Here is a 17,518-nt window from a genome sequence, read left to right as displayed (position 1 = left end):
AGCATTGTCGCGATTTTTTTGTAGGACGCATTCCGTGTCGCAGCTTTCCCAACACCGTGCCTTGCCAGAGCGCGCAAGGGGGAGCCAGAATGCCGTCATCTGCCCCGCCTGATGTAAGGAAGCCCGATGCCTGATCCTGTTGCTGCCAGCTTGCGTCTAGCGCCCGAAGCGCTGACTCGCCCTTTCTCCGCTGAACAGTTCAGCTTCTCGACCACCAATGACTTGGAGCCTTTTCGCGGTGTGCTTGGCCAGGAACGCGCGGTTGAAGCGTTGCAGTTCGGTGTGGCCATGCCGCGCCCCGGTTACAACGTATTTGTCATGGGCGAGCCGGGTACTGGCCGCTTTTCGTTCGTCAAACGCTACCTGAAGGCCGAAGGCAAGCGCCTGCAGACCCCTGCGGACTGGGTCTACGTGAATAATTTCGATGAGCCTCGCGAACCGCGTGCGCTGGAACTGCCTGCGGGCGGTGCGGCGGCGTTCATTAACGATATCAATGCGCTGATCGACAACCTGGTGGCCACCTTCCCGGCCGTGTTCGAACACCCCACTTATCAACAACGCAAAAGCGCCATCGACCGTGCTTTCAACCAGCGTTACGACAAGGCTCTGGACGTGATCGAGCGCCTCGCCCTGGAAAAAGACGTGGCGTTGTACCGCGACAGCTCCAACATCGCCTTCACGCCGATGCTCGACGGCAAGGCGCTGGACGAAGCGGAGTTCTCGCAGCTGCCGGAAGTGGATCGCGAGCGCTTCCATACGGATATTTCCGAGCTGGAGGAGCGCCTCAACGAAGAGTTGGCCAGCTTGCCCCAGTGGAAGCGCGAGTCGAACAACCAGCTGCGCCAGTTCAACGAAGAAACCATCACCCTGGCCCTGCAGCCGCTGCTCGCGCCGTTGTCGGAAAAATACGCGGAAAACGCGGCGGTGTGCGGTTACCTGCAGGCCATGCAGGTGTACTTGCTCAAGACCGTGGTTGAACAACTGGTTGACGATGCCAAGACCGACGCCCAGGCCCGCAAGCTGCTCGAAGAGCAGTACTGCCCGAGCCTGGTGGTGGGGCATCCGATCAACGGTGGTGCGCCGGTGGTATTCGAGCCGCACCCGACCTACGACAACCTGTTCGGCCGTATCGAGTACAGCACCGACCAGGGCGCGCTCTACACCACCTATCGCCAGTTGCGTGCCGGTGCCTTGCACCGCGCCAATGGCGGTTTCCTGATTCTCGAAGCCGAAAAAATGCTCGGCGAGCCATTTGTATGGGACGCCCTCAAGCGTTCCCTGCAGTCGCGCAAGCTGAAGATGGAGTCGCCCCTGGGCGAACTGGGCCGCCTGGCCACCGTGACCCTCAACCCGCAAATGATCCCGTTGCAGGTCAAGGTCGTCATCATCGGCTCGCGCCAGTTGTATTACGCGTTGCAGGACGCCGATCCGGACTTCCAGGAGATGTTCCGGGTGCTGGTGGACTTCGACGAAGACATCCCGATGGTGGACGAAAGCCTGGAGCAGTTCGCCCAGTTGCTCAAAACCCGTACCTCCGAAGAAGGCATGGCGCCGCTGACCTCGGATGCGGTGGCGCGCCTGGCCACCTACAGCGCACGCCTGGCCGAACACCAGGGGCGTTTGTCGGCGCGCATTGGCGACTTGTTCCAACTGGTGAGCGAGGCGGATTTTATCCGGCATCTGGCGGGCGATGAGATGACCGACTCCGGCCACATCGAGCGTGCGCTCAAGGCCAAGGCCACGCGCACCGGGCGCGTGTCGGCGCGGATTCTCGACGACATGCTCGCCGGGGTGATCCTGATCGACACCGCCGGCGCAGCGGTCGGCAAGTGCAACGGGCTGACGGTGCTGGAGGTGGGCGATTCGGCGTTTGGTGTGCCGGCGCGGATTTCCGCCACGGTGTACCCAGGCGGCAGCGGCATTGTCGACATCGAGCGCGAGGTCAACCTCGGCCAGCCGATTCACTCCAAGGGTGTGATGATCCTCACCGGTTACCTGGGCAGCCGCTATGCCCAGGAGTTCCCATTGGCGATCTCGGCGAGTATTGCGCTGGAGCAGTCCTACGGTTACGTGGACGGCGACAGTGCGTCCCTGGGCGAGGCCTGTACATTGATCTCGGCGTTGTCGAAAACGCCACTCAAGCAGTGTTTCGCCATCACCGGTTCGATCAACCAGTTTGGCGAAGTGCAGGCGGTGGGCGGGGTCAACGAGAAGATCGAAGGCTTCTTCCGCCTCTGTGAAGCGCGCGGTTTGACCGGCGAGCAGGGGGCGATCATTCCCCAGGCCAACGTCGCCACGCTGATGCTCGATGAAAAAGTGCTGCAGGCCGTACGTGCCGGGCAATTCCATATCTACGCGGTGCGCCAGGCGGATGAAGCCTTGAGCCTGCTGGTAGGCGAGGATGCGGGGGAGCCGGACGCGCAGGGGCAATTCCCGGAAGGAACGGTCAATGCCCGCGTGGTGGAGCGTTTGCGCGCGATTGCCGAGATGATCAGCGAGGAAGACCTGAAGGAGGCCGAGAAGGAGTTGGCGCAGCAGGCGCTGGCCGAAGCGAAGCCGACCTGATTTTTTCAGGTCTGTCCGCCATAAAATTGACTGTGGTTGCAGGGGCTGCACCGTTGGTCCCTACAACCTTGGTTTGCCGGGTTTTTCTTCTATTCTTTGCTCAAGGGAGATCCACAGGAGTCGCTGGATAGAAACAGCCTCGCCATGGGCTGAGGTTGAACACCGATCTACCGAGGGTCGCCGCCATGTCGCGCAACCTCTGTCTTACCCGCCAGTGCTTTGGCCTGGTCACCCGCATTGAATGCTCCATTCGCCCTCTCGCGGGGGATAATGGGATGTGGACCTTGCTGTTTGCCGCCGGAATGGCTGGCGAACAGCCTTCTTCCGTCAAGTCCGAAGGTCCGTTTCGTGGGCCGTTTGTGGCTCAAAGCTTTCTGAAGACCATCGTGGAAAACCTCACCGCGTATGGTTATGAAAAGGTGAGCGGCCCGCAGATCTGGTGCCTGCACATGCAGGCTCTTCTGCGACAGCTCAATGGCAACCCTGAGCAGTTGGCGCTGTAGGCACGGCTATTTGCTCTCGGGTTTGTCCAACTTGACCTCGAAGCCATATTGCACGGTGCTGAGGTCGGTGCGCTGGTAGCTTTCCAGCGCAGTCGGCTGGCCATAGAAATAGTGCACATCGAACATCGCCGTGCCGTACTCCTCGGCACGGTGGCTCACGCCCAGGATTTCCTTGAGGTAGTTGCCGCTGGCGTCCTTGGCGTAGAAACGCCAGCTGTCGGCGGGGTAGTCCTTCTGATCGACGATCAGCGCGTTGTCCTTGAGCGTCAAACCCTTGGGCAGCTTGGCTGCATCAATGTCGCCCTTCTCGATGGTCGCCAGGAACAGCGGAATCGAGCCGACCACAAAGGCCGGGTTTTCCGGGAACAGGTTGAGGTCGTAGGTGAGCGTGCCGCGCGTCGGGTTCAGCTCAAATGCCTCGGTCGGCAATTCGATGGGCTCTGCGCGATCATCCTTGTCGTCGGCGGTGAAGAACGTCACCGGCGACTCGCCACTGCTGCGCTCGGCGCCTATCAGGTCATCATTGAAGGTGAACGGGTGATCAAAGACGATATGCGCGGCGCTGGCATCGTCGACGGATTGGCTGATGGTGACGCTGTTTTTCAGCTGTTCCTCGGTCAGTGTGGCGCCCTTGAGCCAGCTGGCGGCGCCGTCGTCATACACAGTGACGGGCATCGGCAAGGGTTGTACGGTCTTTTCCAGGCTGTTCTTGTCGAAGCGCATGACCGGCAAATCGAGGGCTTTGCGGGTGACCGTGGCGGTGGAGAAATCCAGCACGTTGACCTGCAGATTGTCGATCAGGCCATTGAAATAGACCTTGGCGTAATGGCTGCTCTGTTTGTGCTCGAAGGCTTTCTGCTCGTCGATGAGCTGCTTTTCGAACGCATCGGACCAGACTTTCTGCTTCTGCATCTCGGCCAGTTGTTTCTCGTAGAACGCCACTTGCGCGGTGTTCTCGTTGATCGAGCCGGAGCGAGTAAGCCATTGCCCGGTGTTGTCCCGTGCCTGCACCAGCAGTGGGTTGGGGGACTCGTCACCCACTTGCGGCGCCAGCGGTTCGCTGTTGGTCAGCTCGATCTCGGCGTAGTTTTTTTCCAGCAGCAGCAGGTTGACGGTAATAGCGCCTTCGGTGCGTTTGTGGCCCACGTCTTTTTTCGACAGGTCGAACGTCAGCACCTTGCCCGGCGCCACGACTTCGATCTGGCCCTTGAGGCTGACCGGCTGCGGCTGGCTTTTGTTGTCGGTTTCGACACCGTCGATGAATGGGTAGGTCACCGTCAGGTCATCGGGGTTGGTCAGGTTGGAGCTGCTGGGGCTGAGCTGGATGCCGGGGTCGGTTTCCGACCATTCCGGCTGGAAGGGGATGACTTTGTTGTTGCTCAGGGTGACCGATTGCCATTCCAGGCCGTGGGGGAAGGGGAATTGGTCGGGCATGTTGAAGGTGAACGGGAAGATCGGCTGCAAATCCGTCAGGTAGTCGGAATGGGACGTTTTGCGCAGTACGAACAGGCCATTGATGTAGGTGTCCACCAGCGCCTGCGGTGTGGGGTAGTGCTTGAGCAGGGCCAGGGTGTCGTCGCCGTATTCCGTCTCGATGGGCTTGCTGGCGAGCTTGGCCTGCGCGCGCTCCAGCAGTAGCAGCGAACCGCCCAGGTCGGCGATGGCATCGCGCAGCTTGGGGTCCTGGATGCTGTCGAGGGAGTGTTCGAACTTGGCGGTTTTCTCTTCGAGGGTCGCTTGTTTCTGCTCATCGCTGGGGGAGCAACCGCTGCCCATCAGCAACGCCGCACACAGGCCAATACCGGCCAAGGGGGAGCGCACATCCATCATTTGAGTTTTTCCTGTCCGACATCATCGAGCCGAGTTAATGGTCTCGACACTAGCAGAAAAATTCTCTTACAGATGCCGCCAGGGCCAGTTTTCTCGCGGTGACAGGGGTCTGGTAGCGGCTGGTATACTCGCCGCCATTTCTAGCCAAGCTGTGTGAGATCCAATGGAACGCTTTATCGAAAATGCTATGTACGCCTCGCGCTGGCTGCTGGCGCCGATCTATTTCGGCTTGTCCCTCGGGTTGCTGGCGCTGGCGCTGAAATTCTTCCAGGAAGTGATTCACCTGCTGCCGAGCGTGTTCTCGATGGCCGAGTCGGAGCTGATCCTGGTGCTGCTGTCGTTGATCGACATGGCCCTGGTCGGTGGCTTGCTGGTGATGGTGATGATTTCCGGCTACGAGAACTTCGTCTCGCAGCTGGATATCGACGAAAACAAGGAAAAGCTCAACTGGCTGGGCACCATGGACTCTTCGTCACTGAAGATGAAAGTGGCGGCCTCCATCGTGGCGATTTCCTCCATCCACCTGCTGCGCATCTTCATGGACGCCAAGAACGTCGATCCACAGCACTTGATGTGGTACGTGATCATTCACATGACCTTCGTGATCTCGGCGTTCGCCATGGGGTACCTGGACAAGGTCACCAAGCATTGATGCCCCGCGCCGGCCTTACTGCTCGATGAAGGAGTAAGGCTGGCGGTTGATCTTCATCGTCTTGATCACCGTGACCTTGCCGGTCAGTTGCTGCGGGTGGTCGGTGACCGCCACGTTGCCCGGCTTGGCGGCCAGATAGCTGTGCAGTTGTGCCTCCGTTTGCAAGATAGTCAAGTAACCCTGCATGTAGAACACGCCCGCTCCGGCGATACGCTCGTTGGGCTGAAACAGCACCACGTCCTTACCTTGCGCCTGCAGTGCCTGGATCTCGCGGATCACCGGGACGAACGACTGGCGCACGTCCGCTTTGGGCGCGAACCAGAATGCGGCGACCAGGTAGCAGCTCATCACCAGGGCGAAAGCCCCGCCCACCAGGGCTTTGTGGTGTTTATACAGCGCCGGCTTGTGTTCCTTCGCCCGCTCCAGCAGTACCCGTGCATATTCCGCGGCCAGTACGGCGGCGGCGGGTGTCAGTGTCATCAGGTACACCGTGCGTTTGCTTGAGGCCAGGGTCAACAGGGTGAACTGCGCCACCAGCCATATGCTGAAAAACAGGTAGTAGCGGTTGCGCGCCAGGCTTTTACGGAAATGCCACAGGCCCAGGTACACCAGGATGTTCCATGGCAGGAATGCCTGCGGCAGTTTGGCGATGTAGTAGTAGAACGGTTCGTAATGCCCGGCTTCGACAAATGAACCGCTGAAGCGCCCAACGCTGTTGGTCAACAGCACCTCGCCCACCGCCTGCATCCCGCCGCGCTGGTACAGGAAGCCCAGCCAGATCAGCAGCGGCACCAATGCCAGCAAGGTGAACAGCGCCGGCCTGAGCCAGTCTGCGATGCGCAGGCGCTTGTCCATCAGGCTGGTGCTGGCCAGGTACACAAAGATCACGATGCCCGGCATCGCCAGGCCCAGTACGCCTTTGCTCAAGGTGGCGATCACCATGCCGGCGGTAAACAACGCCCAGGCCCAGGCCGTGGAGCCTTGGCGCTCGGACTCAGGCCGCATCGCCTGGTAGAACGCCAGCAGCGCGGTGGTTACGCCCAGGCTGAGCAGGGAGTCCTCACCCACGCCGCGTACATTGCTCCAGTAACTGGCCATGGTCGCCAGCATCAGTGCCGCGCCGAAGGCCAGTGTTTTCGGGCGCCCGAACCTGCGCAGCATCGCGTAGAGCAGCATCACGCTGAACAACCCGGCAAACGCCGAAGCCAGGCGCACCGCCCCAGGTGTGCCGCCAAACAGGCGAATGGCGCCGGCGTCCAGCCACAGGCTCAGGGGCGGTTTTTCCAGGAAGGGTTCACGAAACAACTGCGGTACCACCCAGTCATTATCCAGGTGCATGGCCATGGCGATCCCCGCGACGCGGGCCTCGGTGGAGCCTTGCAGTTCGTGATTACCCAGGGCAAAGAAAAACAACAGACCAACAAGCAGGAGCAGCAGAGGAACGGGACGCGTCATGGAGTCTGGCTACCGAGGCAGGGGGCCGTTCGGGGGAACGGCACGCAATCGGTAAGTATAGGGAGGTGATTCTTAATATTTCGTGAATGAAAGTGGGGTTGTGACGCTGGGCCGGGGGCTGAGGTGCCCCTGGCTTCGCGTCAGGCATTACGAGGTTTTGACTTTGAATCGGCTCAGACTTTGTTGCATGGCATTGGCCCGCTCCGACAGGTTCCTGGCCGCCACCGCGCATTGTTGGGAGTTTGTCTGATTCTGCTGAGTCACTTCGTCGATCTGCTCCAGGCCGATGCTGGCTTGTTGCAGGCCGGAGGCCTGCTCACTGGAAGCCTGGTAGATCAACGACACCAGGCTCGAAACAGTGCCGGTGCCGCTGACGATATTCCTCAACGAGTCGGCGGTGCGTCCGGCGATGATCATGCCGCGCTGCGTCTTGGTCGAAGAGTCGGCAATCAGCGCGGCGGTTTGCTGGGCGGCTTCGGCGCTACGGGCAGCGAGGCTCCTGACTTCATCGGCGACCACCGCAAAACCGCGTCCCAGTTCACCGGCGCGTGCCGCCTCAATCGCCGCATTCAAGGCCAATAGGTTGGTTTGAGCGGCGATGTTGTCGATGGTCGTGATAATGGCGGTGATGTCTTTGCCCGAGTTGTCGATTTCCGTCATGGCCGCGATCAGTTCACTCATCAGCTTGTCACTTTCGCCGGCGTCGGCACGCGAGGCCTGAGATTGCTCGTCGGCCTTCTTCGCGTTGGCGGCGTTGTCGGTGGTCTGCGCCGCCATTTGGGTCATCACCGCGCTGATTTCGGTGATGGACGACGCCGAGTTGGACGCGCCATCGGACAACGACTGGCTCAACTCGGTGACCTGCGCGGAACTGCCGGTGATCTGCGTAGCACTGGCCTGCACTTGGGAGATCAAGGTATTCAGGTTACCGACCATTTTTTCCAGCGATTTGCCCAAGGTATCGTTGGGCGAGGACAGGCGTACCTCCAGGTCCAGGTCGCCCTCGGAAATGCGTTCGGCCACGCGCACCTGGCGTTGCAGGCTTTCTGACATATCGTTCAGGGCAAAGGACAATTGGCCGACTTCGTCTTCAGACTTTTGCACCAGCCGGTGGGAGAAATCACCGAGGCTGATGTTGGCGGCCAAGGCGGCGGCCTCACGAATCGGGCCGACGATTTTCGCCGTGGCCAACCACAGCGCAAGCAGCGCCAGCAAGGAGATGCCCACGCCGACCGAGACCTGCCAGATGCTGCTCTTGACGCCGCGTGATTGCAGTTCCTGCTCCAGGGCCAGGGCCTTGCTCATGACCACCGCCTTGGGCAGGTGGATCACGATAGCCCAGGGCTTGCCGGTGCGGCCCAGGTTGATAGGCATCTGCACCTCGATTTCCTGGGAGTCGTGGTTGAGCCGGCTGTCTCCCTGGCCTTTCTGCACATTGGCGAGCACCTTGTCCCAGGTGTCGGGCAACAAGGCTTTGAGTGGCTGGCCGATCAGATCCGGGCGTTTACTGTCGGCCACCACCAGCCCTTGGTGGCTCAGGATCGCCACGGAGCCTTGGCCGCCATACAGGTCGGCGGACATTTGCTCGCTGAGCTTCTGGATAAACGAGATGTCGAAGTCGGCACCGACCACACCGTAGAATTTGCCGTTGGCGATGATGGGCACCGAGAGCGTGGTCAGCCACACATTCTTGCCTTGCACCACGTAGGGCAGGGGGTCGAGTACGCTTTCCTTCTGGGTGTCCCGGGGGCCGGAGTACCAGCCGCCTTTCAACACCCCATTGGGGTGACGCGCATCGGAGTCGTATTCAACCAGCGGTTGCACGGCGATATGGCCGTCTGAGCTGCGCGTCCAGTAGGGGGTGAAGCGGCCGGTGAGCGGGTTGTTACCGCCTTCGTTGATCCGAAAGGCTTGATCCTGGCCGTCGAGTGCATCCGGCTCCCAGCATGAATACGTGCCATTGAAGTCGGGGTTGTCCTTGAGCACGCTGAGCAGCATCGTATTGACCTGGTCACGGCCCAGGGTCAGCGGGCTTTGTGCACTTTTACTCGCGGCCAGTGTATTGGCCATGGTGCGCGCCGAATCCAAGGCGTTCTGCAGTTTCGCCTGGATGGCAGTGGCGCGAGATTCAGCCAGGTTTTGCACTTCATGGATGGTTGCGCTTTCAATCAGGGTCGACACTTCAGCGCCCACGTAGGTTTGATTGGCGGTTGAGGAATACAGGCCATATAACACCAGGCTCGCGCAAGAGATAAACAGGCAGAGACCCGCGGTAAAGCAAATTCGAGTTTGCAATGAGTTGAATTTCATGACGTTTCCTGCCCACGCTAATAGTTGCCAACATTATTGAATGTCGACATTTAAGTACCTTTTGTACGCAAGGCTTGGTTTTCGATGATTGGCTGCTTAGGCATAGACATGCCGTACAACTCTGGGTGTTACTTAACGCTCCTGCGGCGCTTCCTCATTGAGCCATAAACGTTCGGTATTCTTAAAGCCATAACGCTGGGACGGGACCCGTGCAATGATGCGATCAGTTTGTGTGGGATCGCTCAAGTCTATTATTCTTGGCGTAATGTGGATGTTTAAAACCGGGAGAAAAAACACTTTTATCTTTGGCGTCAATAATGAGTCGGCATGTTGTTCTATCACTACGCCTATACCGCCACTTTTCAGTTGAACGATAGAGCCGACCGGGTAAATACCCACGGACTTCAAGAACGCACGGAATACCACGTCATCAAAATGCCCCTCCCAGGTCGACATTTGCTGGATGGCAACGGCGGGGTCCCAGCCCTGGTTGTAGGAGCGGTCGGAGGTGATTGCGTCGTAGACATCGCAAATCGCGGCCATGCGGGCAGCCAGGCTGATCTGGTCGCCGGCCAACTGATGGGGGTAGCCGGTGCCGTCGATTTTTTCGTGGTGGTGCAGGCAGACATCCACGACCATGTCGCACATTTGCGAGGTGGCCTGCAGGGTTTTTTCCCCTTCCAGCGGATGGGTGCGCACCAGCTGCAGTTCGTCGTGGCTCAACCGGCCAGGCTTGTTGAGGATGGCGCCGGGTATGGCTATTTTGCCGATGTCATGCAGCAGCCCGGCGATTCCGGCACGGCGGATCATGGCGTTGGACAGGCCCAACTCAGTGCCCAGGGCAATCATCAACCCACACACGGCGACCGAATGCATGTAGGTATAGTCGTCGATACTCTTCAGGCGGGCCAGGCTGATAAAGGCATTGGGATGGCGGGCGATCGAACTCGAAATATCGTCGACCAGTACGCCGAGGTGTTCCAGCTCCAAGGCCCGGCCCATGCGGGCATGGCTGAACATTTCGACGACGGCGGTCTTGGCGCGGCCACAGATTGCCTGCGCGGCGGCCAGTTCGTCCTTCATCGAGGTGGAGATAACGGGCGCAGCGGCCGTCGAGGTCGATGATGAGACGGTATCGGTTGCCTGAGTGCCGTCCTTCCAAAAGGGTTTGGCCTCGCCATCAGGCGTCTGGCGGTTAAACTCATTGCACTTCAACATGGTGTGCCCTCTGTTGATCTTCTTCTTATGTGTTTCTCGTCAGCCTCCTTGGCTTGAGCAGTGTTATTTGAGCGTCAGGCCGCGCTCGCGGCTTTGATACGTTCGACCACGCGACCGGCGAGGTCGTCCGGGCGAAACTTTGCCAGGAAGTCATCAGCCCCGACTTTCTTGACCATCGCCTGGTTGAAACCGCCTGACAGCGAGGTGTGCAGCACGATGTGCAACTTGGCCATGCGCGGATCGCTGCGGATTTCGGCGGTCAAGGTATAGCCATCCATCTCGGGCATCTCGATGTCTGAAATCATCATCAGGAATTCTTCATCCGGGTTGCGCCCCTCGTCGAGCATGGCCCGAAGGTAATCCAGCGCCTGGCGCCCATCGTTCAAGGCGACCACCTCGACGCCGACCGTCTCCAGGCAGCGGGTCACCTGTTTACGCGCGACCATCGAGTCGTCGACCGTCAATACACGCAGGTGCCGAGCCCGTTGAGTGACCTCGTCGTCCACCACGCCGAGGGATATTTCTTCGGACGATGGCGAGATTTCTGTCAGTACCTTTTCCACATCGATGATTTCGACCAGGCGATCGTCGGTGCGGGTAACGGCGGTCAGGTAATTGTTGTCACCGCTGCCCTTGGGAGGGGGGTGAATGTCTTCCCAGTTCAAATTGACGATGTGCTCAACGGCATGGACCAGGAAACCTTGAACGCGATTGTTGTACTCCGTAAGTATAATAAAGGCGCTCTCCTTATCCGTGATGCCTGGCAGGCCGGTCGCCATTGCAAGGTCTAGAATGGGGATGCAAGCGCCTCGGATATTGGCAACGCCGCAGATGTTGTTATTAGACTTTGGTAGTAGAGATAACTTGGGGCAGCGAATAACTTCTCTGACTTTAAAGACATTGATGCCATACAACTGATGGTCATTGAAGCGAAATAGCAATAGTTCCAGCCTGTTCTGCCCGACCAACTGCGTACGGCTGTTAACGGACGCCATTACACCTGCCATACACACCCCCGTTTTATTTTTGTAGGAACAGCGTTGATGTTGTAATGACATTAGCATGAGTGGGGGTATTTGAAATATATGTTGCGCAAAAAAATGCGGTTTTTATCGTTAAGTCGACAACCGTTTGAATGATGGTCTATTCAGACGAAGGTTTTAAATAGATAGTTGGCTAACTTGCTATTTTATTATTGAGAACAATTTAGATTTTACGCGTCGCTGTTCCTGTCGGTTCAGTGTGACACTCGTTTGATGATGGTGTGAGTTCGCAAGACAACCGATTTCGTCGCCATCCCGTGCCAGTCGAATGCCCCCCCAACCCGGAATGATCAGCCTGATCCAGGTGTAGGGGTTGTCTTCGGTCAGCTAGCGTTGAAAACGTGTCAATGGCTCACTAGCGGTAGCGTCACCACAAACTCGCATCCCTTACCATCACCCTCGCTCATGCCGGTCACGGTGCCGCCGTGGGCTTCGACCAGCTCACGCACCACCGTCAGCCCAATGCCCAGACCGGCGCCGTTGAAGCCGACGGCATGAACATCCTGTACAAACGGCTCGAAGATAAACGGCAGTGCCTTGGCGGAAATACCGATACCGTTATCGCAGATGCTTATCTTCAGTACATCGACCTCGGTCGAGACCGAAAGCGTGACAGTGCCGCCTTCTGGTGTGTATTTGGCCGCGTTGCCCAGCAGGTTGCCTAGAATCTGCGTGAGACGCACCGGGTCGCCGTCCATCGCCAGCGCACATTCGGGCAACCGCGCCGTGAAGTGCAGATGCTGAGCAATCATCACCGGAGTGCACACAGCAATGGCTTCATGGATGATCTGCATCATGTCTACCGGGCGGCAGTCGAGGCGCAGCTTTCCGGTGCTGGCGCGAGATACGTCGAGCAAATCGTCCACCAGCCGCGACATGTGTCGCACCTGGCCTTCGATCAATGCCTGCATGCGCGGCATTTCTTCACTGGGTACCCGCGCCAACCGTCCAGCGATCATGCTGATGGGCGTCAGCGGGTTGCGTAGCTCGTGGGCCACCATGGCGAGAATGTGTCGTTGTTGTTTCAGTGACTGTTCGGCCGAGGCTTGCAAATGTTGCGCGCTGAGGGCAGCGATCACCAATTGTTCATTGGCTTCGCGCATCTCCAGGTACAGCCGTTGTTCTTCTTGCGTGCGCTGGAGAGGGGCCGCCTCTGAATGCGCCAGCAGGATCGCCAGCACCAATCGCTGATTGGCCTCGATCAGTTGCTCGACCTGCTGGCTATCGACGAGTTGGGTATTGGCGTCGCTCAGTTCTTTTTGCAGCGCCGCCAACACGGCCCGCGCCTTAACGGTTTTCTGGCCGAGCAGGAACAGTTCGTGAGCGGCATTGGCGACCGCTTCTTTGTTCTTGTCCTCGGCGTCGCTCATAACCCTGACTCACGCATTGTTGTCTCCAAGACGCTGTCGGGTTGGCCGCCCCCCGAGCAAACCTTCCTGATCAGGCAACATTTCGCCGATTTGCAGGCCGTTACTGTCAATGTGGTACAGGCGCAACTCATCGGAGTGGGCACTGGCGCGCACCTTGACCACGGCCATAATGCGCAACAAGCGACTCTCTACTTCAATGTAGCGTTGAACGATGATCGCATCGGTGAGAAACGCAGTGCCGTAAGGGCTGAAACGCAGATCGGTGTAGCGGTCTTCCAGCTCCGAGGTCATCAGTACACTGACCCCGGTGCTGGTCAGCGCAGTCACCATGCGTGACAGCGACTCGCGAAAATCTTCGCGAAAGGTCGGCGCCAGCGCCAGTTCGAAACCCGACAGCGAATCGATCACCACGCGAGTGGCTTTCAGTCGGGCGATCTCAGCTAGCAGCAACTGGACGATTTCGTCGATGGATAGATCCGGCGCGCGGCTGTCCACCAGGCCGACCTGGCCACTCTGGATCAGGTTGGCCAGAGTGGCATTTTGGGAATGATTGGGGCGCTGCTCGAACACCGCAATCACGCCGGTTTCCCCATTGCGTGCGCCTTCGGCGAGGAAGGTCGCCGCGAGGATACTTTTGCCCGAACCCGAGGGCCCGGCCACCAGCAATGAATAGCCGCGTGGCAGACCACCACCGAGCATCTCATCGAGCCGTGGTACGCCCATTTTCAGGCGCTTGATGGGGAACTCCAGCGCCGTTTCAGCCTGATGGAGTGGCGCGGGAGCAAAAACCTTGATTCCCGACGTAGCGATGCGGAAGGTGTGCAGCCCTGGCCGTGTCGGCTGGCCACGCATCTTCATGATTTCCATCTTGCGCACCATGGAATTGCGCTGAACGCTTTGGCGCAGCCAGATCAAGCCATCGGCCACTGTGAAAATCGGGTTAGTGTCGGTTTCAGTGAAATATTCGCCGATCAGGAAGGTTGTCGCCTGCCAGGTGGTCATCAACATGCCCAATTGCTGAACGAACTGCGGCAGATTGTTGTTGGGGTTGTCCTGGGTCTGACTCGCCAGCACCACCGAACGGAACGAGTCGACGAACACCAGTGATGGAGAGTGCGTCTCCACCTCGCTGACGATGCGCCGCAGCACTTCGTCCAGATTCCCGGCAAGGGTGTCGCTGGCCAGGTTGATATAGCGAATCGAATGGTTGATCGCTTCACTGTCGAAAAAATCGAATTGCTGTTGATAACGCAACATCTTCAACGGCGGCTCGCCAAGCACCGTAAAGAACAGCGCAGGACGCTCGGGCGTCGCCAGGGCAAACATCATCTGATGCGCCAGGGTGGTTTTGCCGCAACCCGGAGGGCCGGCGATCAGGTTGAACGAAAACTCCGGCAAACCTCCGCCCAGCACCTCGTCCAGTCCTGGCACGCCGGTGGCCAAGCGGTTGATAGTCACTTTGGTGCTCATGGCGAATTTTCCTGCGAAGGGGTGTCGCTCAAAGAAGGTTCCCACACGTCACGAAGCAACCGTGCGGTGAGCGAGGGCCCGATCAACGTGGTCAGCAGCTCGTAGAAGCTGGTCAGCATCACTTCACCAAAAAACAACGCATCGGCTTCGCTTTGTTCGACGAGTACGGATTTGAGGGCAGTCAGATCCAACTCGGCCAGCACGCTGTCATAGGTGCCGGCCAGACGCGGATGAGCGCAAGTGCACAGCTGGAGGCTGCGGCGGTAAAGCGCGGCAGCCCCTTGCTGACCAATGATGGGCGCGAGGGCTGCGTTCATATCCTGCAAGGTTGAAACAATCGCCTGAGCGATCCTTGCGATGTCAGCCTCGGGGCCAACACGGTGCGCCAGAGAGGCTACGATCTGGCGGCTCTCTTCGCTTAGCGTGGACATGACTGACTAATATCTGATGGGCAGAGTCCGATGGTACACCCTAAAGCGCGCGATCGAGATTCATTTGGGCACAGCCCTTCAGCTACGGGCAAGTCGGGTCGGCATGGCTGTCCCCAGGTTAACGGGCCAATCGGGAGTCCAGGGCGACGTAGCGAGTTTTCAATGCCTGCAGAGCTACTGGAATTTAAAACTCGTCTAAGGAAGCAAATGGCCCTGAAGCTCTGGGTTTCAGTGGATTTCAGGCATAAAAAAGACGTCCGTGGACGTCTTTAGATGATGACGTGGTGGGCCGGGGTAATCTGAACAGGAAGCGCAACCTTATGATTTAAATACGAAAGTATGGTTTTGTTTTTTGGCTGGAATGCCATTTGGAATGCCAATGTGATTTGCTTGGTGGCTTGGGGGGGCATGATGGGCGGCCAGCATCGCTAACAGAGCTGGTGCTGTGCGCATCGTGGGTCTCGGCTACGTTTGTCTTTCCATGCTGCGAGGAAACACTTCATCCCGAGGGAGCATCGGCGGTTTGGCGATAAATTTTTTTAGTGTTTCCGAGTGAAGCGCTGCGCTTCGGCTCTTTTGCTCTTCAGAGATGTCGTCGATTGAGAGGTTTTCGGTTTCCATCATTATGGTGCGCTGCGTCAGTTCTGTAATGCACTCATGGAGAGCGGAGTTGATGGCCTCAAGTTTCTTCCTTAGTAGCTTTTCCTTTTCTGCGGCCTTCTTGGCGGCGTCCCTGGCCGCGATTTTCTGTTGGCTCGCCTGCTCGTACTCATCAGAGAGTAGGGTCTCAAGGAAATCTTTAATGCCGGCTTTGTTCTGCTTCGCCAGCGTATCCAGGTGACGCTTTGCCTTAGATGAAAGTACGAAGCTGCATGCTTTCTCTCCTGCCCGCTTGCTCTCTTTCCTTCGCTGAACTTGGCCCCAGGCCGACTGCATTCTCACCAGGAGTGCGGAGTCTTTGTCCCTTTCCTGTTGCAGCCATCCATCGAGGCTCTTGTATGTGATTGGCTGGTCTAGGTATATCGCCCCCTTGTTGTGTAGGTGTATCCGAGCCCATTCGCGCTGAGTTGGGTCTTCCAGATTGAGCCAGTAGCTGTCTGCTTTTTGATTGTCCATGGCGCTTCCATCTAGATTTTTTTCATTCTATTACTTAGTAATCTCCTTGGTAAATTACTAAGTAACTGATATTTATAAAAAACAGTCTGTAATTATTGAGATAAAATATCGAAACACTCATGGGTATTGGATGACTTTGTGAACGATATACTGCTTGCGGTGCTGCGCAGTGAGGCGAATGGAATCAGCCCTGAGGCGAAATATTTGCTGATCCGTTTGGCTGAGCTCGGTTTGGTTCCTAGAGGTATTAGTGCGGGTGTTAAGGAGCTGGCGGCGCGTTTTGGAATCTCCGATACCCAGGCTGGCACGGCTTTAAATTCGTTGGTTGCTGCTGGGGTATTGGTTCGCCGAGATGTGGTGAGCGGGCAAGGTCGCCCCAAAAGGCACTATGAGTTAGACGCAAGCTACGCAGAGCAGGTTGCTCGACACGACGTGACAGAGGTTGTTCACGAAAAGGTAATTCGCCACCTGCTACAGCATGAGCTCAAGGTGGCTGATCAACGATCAGCTATCGCCACACAGCAAGATGAACAGAGAGCAACTGCTCCTCCTGCTCAGGTGCGGGCAAGCAGAGGGCAGGGGCGAGTGAGCGTGGTGAATCGCGTACTGCTTGCTGCACTGTTGATTCGCGCAGACCGATTTGGCGTTGTAAGGGATCTGGGAAGCGCTGAGCTGGCGCGGATAACCGGACTGAGCCAGGTGCGCTTGAAAAACCGAGTTAGAACCTTGCTCGATAGTGGCTTGATTCGCGCCTACGTTCCGGGGGCGACGGGCTCTGTCATTTTCAAGAAAACAAAAAGCATCTACTACCTCAATCTGCACCACTCGGAATTGAGTTGTGGACAGAGCTTGCCGATGTTGCTGGTGTCGGTTACTCGGTTTCCTGGACAGGAGGACACGATTGATCACGTGGATGACATCTTCACATCAGCGCAGGAGGCGTTTAATCAACGTTATATTGGTGTTCGTAAGTTCTTTGATGATCAGCACGAAAAGGGGCTGGCCAGTTTTTTGAGGGGCAGGCTGGATTGGTATGCTGGATACCTGCTGTCTCACTATTGGGATATGCGCAGTGGGGGTAAACCAGGACTCGTTCAGTTAATTAAACTCGATTTGCTTGCAGGTGCTGTCGATACGGGGAGCTCTGAGTTGCTTGCCAGCTACTTGTGCGATCAGGCGGATCACATGGCGAATCATGTCAGAAATGGCTGGTTTAAGGGCAAATCGCCCTTGATAGCCGGCATTGATTTCAAATCGATGGACTACGTTCTTCTCCCCGTGCGGAAGGCGGTTCATAAGGCTTTTAAGGGCGGATTCTACCCTTCTCGGGCGGTTCTGGCGTTGCCTCGTATTGGCGTAGCGTTTTCGGAAACGCTGCATGTAGTAGAGCGTGGGCTTTTTAATCTGGTGGAGGTTCGAAAAATTACCGATTTAGCGGCGGTATCCAAGGAAGAACAATGTTTGTATGGCTTGCTGACTCCGCCAGGAGGTGAACTGTCTGTTGATGTGCTGGGGCAGATACTACTGGCGAAATAGCACGCCGGTAAACGGTAGT

Annotated in this window: 13 protein-coding genes and 1 pseudogene; 4 read left to right on the top strand and 10 right to left on the bottom strand. The window is 57.7% G+C overall.

The window, feature by feature from the left end:
• Positions 1-126: 126 nt before the first annotated feature.
• Positions 127-2,565 carry a Lon protease family protein gene (locus AB4O05_RS00530; protein ID WP_460133868.1) on the top strand — a complete coding sequence of 813 codons (2,439 nt, stop codon included), beginning with the start codon at positions 127-129 and terminating at the stop codon, positions 2,563-2,565.
• 185 nt (positions 2,566-2,750) lie between these two features.
• A complete protein-coding gene (locus AB4O05_RS00525) occupies positions 2,751-3,068 on the top strand; it encodes a PA4575 family protein (protein WP_460133870.1) in 318 nt (105 codons plus the stop codon).
• Positions 3,069-3,074: 6 nt separating this feature from the next.
• On the opposite strand, the gene AB4O05_RS00520 is transcribed toward AB4O05_RS00525, so the two are convergent.
• A complete protein-coding gene (locus AB4O05_RS00520; RefSeq protein WP_460133872.1) occupies positions 3,075-4,898 on the bottom strand; it encodes a hypothetical protein in 1,824 nt (607 codons plus the stop codon).
• A 163-nt stretch (positions 4,899-5,061) separates the two neighbouring features.
• Between AB4O05_RS00520 and AB4O05_RS00515 the strand changes: the two genes are divergently transcribed.
• On the top strand, positions 5,062-5,550 hold the full coding sequence (locus AB4O05_RS00515; protein WP_017253710.1) for a TIGR00645 family protein: 489 nt from the start codon (positions 5,062-5,064) through the stop codon (positions 5,548-5,550).
• A 15-nt stretch (positions 5,551-5,565) separates the two neighbouring features.
• Here the strand turns inward: AB4O05_RS00515 and AB4O05_RS00510 are convergent, their stop codons facing one another.
• The 9 genes and pseudogenes from AB4O05_RS00510 to AB4O05_RS00470 form a co-directional block, all read right to left on the bottom strand.
• Positions 5,566-7,005 carry an ArnT family glycosyltransferase gene (locus tag AB4O05_RS00510; RefSeq protein WP_460133874.1) on the bottom strand — a complete coding sequence of 480 codons (1,440 nt, stop codon included), beginning with the start codon at positions 7,003-7,005 and terminating at the stop codon, positions 5,566-5,568.
• A gap of 147 nt (positions 7,006-7,152) precedes the next feature.
• Positions 7,153-7,941, bottom strand: coding sequence for a methyl-accepting chemotaxis protein (locus AB4O05_RS00505; protein WP_460164897.1), 789 nt, complete (start codon positions 7,939-7,941; stop codon positions 7,153-7,155).
• A gap of 111 nt (positions 7,942-8,052) precedes the next feature.
• Positions 8,053-9,003: pseudogene (locus AB4O05_RS00500) on the bottom strand (PDC sensor domain-containing protein); the annotation flags it as partial.
• Between the two features lie 444 nt (positions 9,004-9,447).
• A complete protein-coding gene (locus AB4O05_RS00495) occupies positions 9,448-10,533 on the bottom strand; it encodes an HD-GYP domain-containing protein (RefSeq protein WP_460133876.1) in 1,086 nt (361 codons plus the stop codon).
• A 74-nt stretch (positions 10,534-10,607) separates the two neighbouring features.
• The gene (locus AB4O05_RS00490; protein ID WP_460133878.1) at positions 10,608-11,540 is read right to left on the bottom strand and encodes a chemotaxis protein CheV; all 933 of its coding nucleotides are present in this window, start codon (positions 11,538-11,540) and stop codon (positions 10,608-10,610) included.
• A gap of 380 nt (positions 11,541-11,920) precedes the next feature.
• Positions 11,921-12,946, bottom strand: coding sequence for a sensor histidine kinase (locus tag AB4O05_RS00485; protein WP_460133880.1), 1,026 nt, complete (start codon positions 12,944-12,946; stop codon positions 11,921-11,923).
• 9 nt (positions 12,947-12,955) lie between these two features.
• Positions 12,956-14,416 carry an ATPase domain-containing protein gene (locus AB4O05_RS00480; RefSeq protein ID WP_460133882.1) on the bottom strand — a complete coding sequence of 487 codons (1,461 nt, stop codon included), beginning with the start codon at positions 14,414-14,416 and terminating at the stop codon, positions 12,956-12,958.
• Positions 14,413-14,847 carry a hypothetical protein gene (locus AB4O05_RS00475; RefSeq protein ID WP_460133883.1) on the bottom strand — a complete coding sequence of 145 codons (435 nt, stop codon included), beginning with the start codon at positions 14,845-14,847 and terminating at the stop codon, positions 14,413-14,415. Before AB4O05_RS00475 ends, AB4O05_RS00480 begins: the two co-directional genes overlap by 4 nt.
• 465 nt (positions 14,848-15,312) lie before the next feature.
• Positions 15,313-15,963, bottom strand: coding sequence for a hypothetical protein (locus AB4O05_RS00470; RefSeq protein WP_460133884.1), 651 nt, complete (start codon positions 15,961-15,963; stop codon positions 15,313-15,315).
• A gap of 138 nt (positions 15,964-16,101) precedes the next feature.
• Here AB4O05_RS00470 and AB4O05_RS00465 point away from each other — a divergent pair, with 138 nt between their 5' ends.
• A complete protein-coding gene (locus AB4O05_RS00465) occupies positions 16,102-17,499 on the top strand; it encodes a helix-turn-helix domain-containing protein (protein ID WP_460133885.1) in 1,398 nt (465 codons plus the stop codon).
• Positions 17,500-17,518 lie beyond the last annotated feature (19 nt).

Source organism: Pseudomonas sp. S1_G07 (genome assembly GCF_054668565.1).
Note: the sequence above shows the minus strand (reverse complement) of the source record. Positions and strands in the feature narration are given on the sequence as shown.

Bases quoted from the DNA above. Each gene is read 5' to 3' on its own strand.
- AB4O05_RS00485 (WP_460133880.1), bottom strand. From the start codon at position 12,946: ATGAGCGACGCCGAGGACAAGAACAAAGAAGCGGTCGCCAATGCCGCT.
- AB4O05_RS00520 (WP_460133872.1), bottom strand. From the start codon at position 4,898: ATGATGGATGTGCGCTCCCCCTTGGCCGGTATTGGCCTGTGTGCGGCG.
- AB4O05_RS00505 (WP_460164897.1), bottom strand. From the start codon at position 7,941: ATGGTCGGTAACCTGAATACCTTGATCTCCCAAGTGCAGGCCAGTGCT.
- AB4O05_RS00475 (WP_460133883.1), bottom strand. From the start codon at position 14,847: ATGTCCACGCTAAGCGAAGAGAGCCGCCAGATCGTAGCCTCTCTGGCG.
- AB4O05_RS00515 (WP_017253710.1), top strand. From the start codon at position 5,062: ATGGAACGCTTTATCGAAAATGCTATGTACGCCTCGCGCTGGCTGCTG.
- AB4O05_RS00490 (WP_460133878.1), bottom strand. From the start codon at position 11,540: ATGGCAGGTGTAATGGCGTCCGTTAACAGCCGTACGCAGTTGGTCGGG.
- AB4O05_RS00510 (WP_460133874.1), bottom strand. From the start codon at position 7,005: ATGACGCGTCCCGTTCCTCTGCTGCTCCTGCTTGTTGGTCTGTTGTTT.
- AB4O05_RS00470 (WP_460133884.1), bottom strand. From the start codon at position 15,963: ATGGACAATCAAAAAGCAGACAGCTACTGGCTCAATCTGGAAGACCCA.
- AB4O05_RS00480 (WP_460133882.1), bottom strand. From the start codon at position 14,416: ATGAGCACCAAAGTGACTATCAACCGCTTGGCCACCGGCGTGCCAGGA.
- AB4O05_RS00525 (WP_460133870.1), top strand. From the start codon at position 2,751: ATGTCGCGCAACCTCTGTCTTACCCGCCAGTGCTTTGGCCTGGTCACC.
- AB4O05_RS00495 (WP_460133876.1), bottom strand. From the start codon at position 10,533: ATGTTGAAGTGCAATGAGTTTAACCGCCAGACGCCTGATGGCGAGGCC.
- AB4O05_RS00530 (WP_460133868.1), top strand. From the start codon at position 127: ATGCCTGATCCTGTTGCTGCCAGCTTGCGTCTAGCGCCCGAAGCGCTG.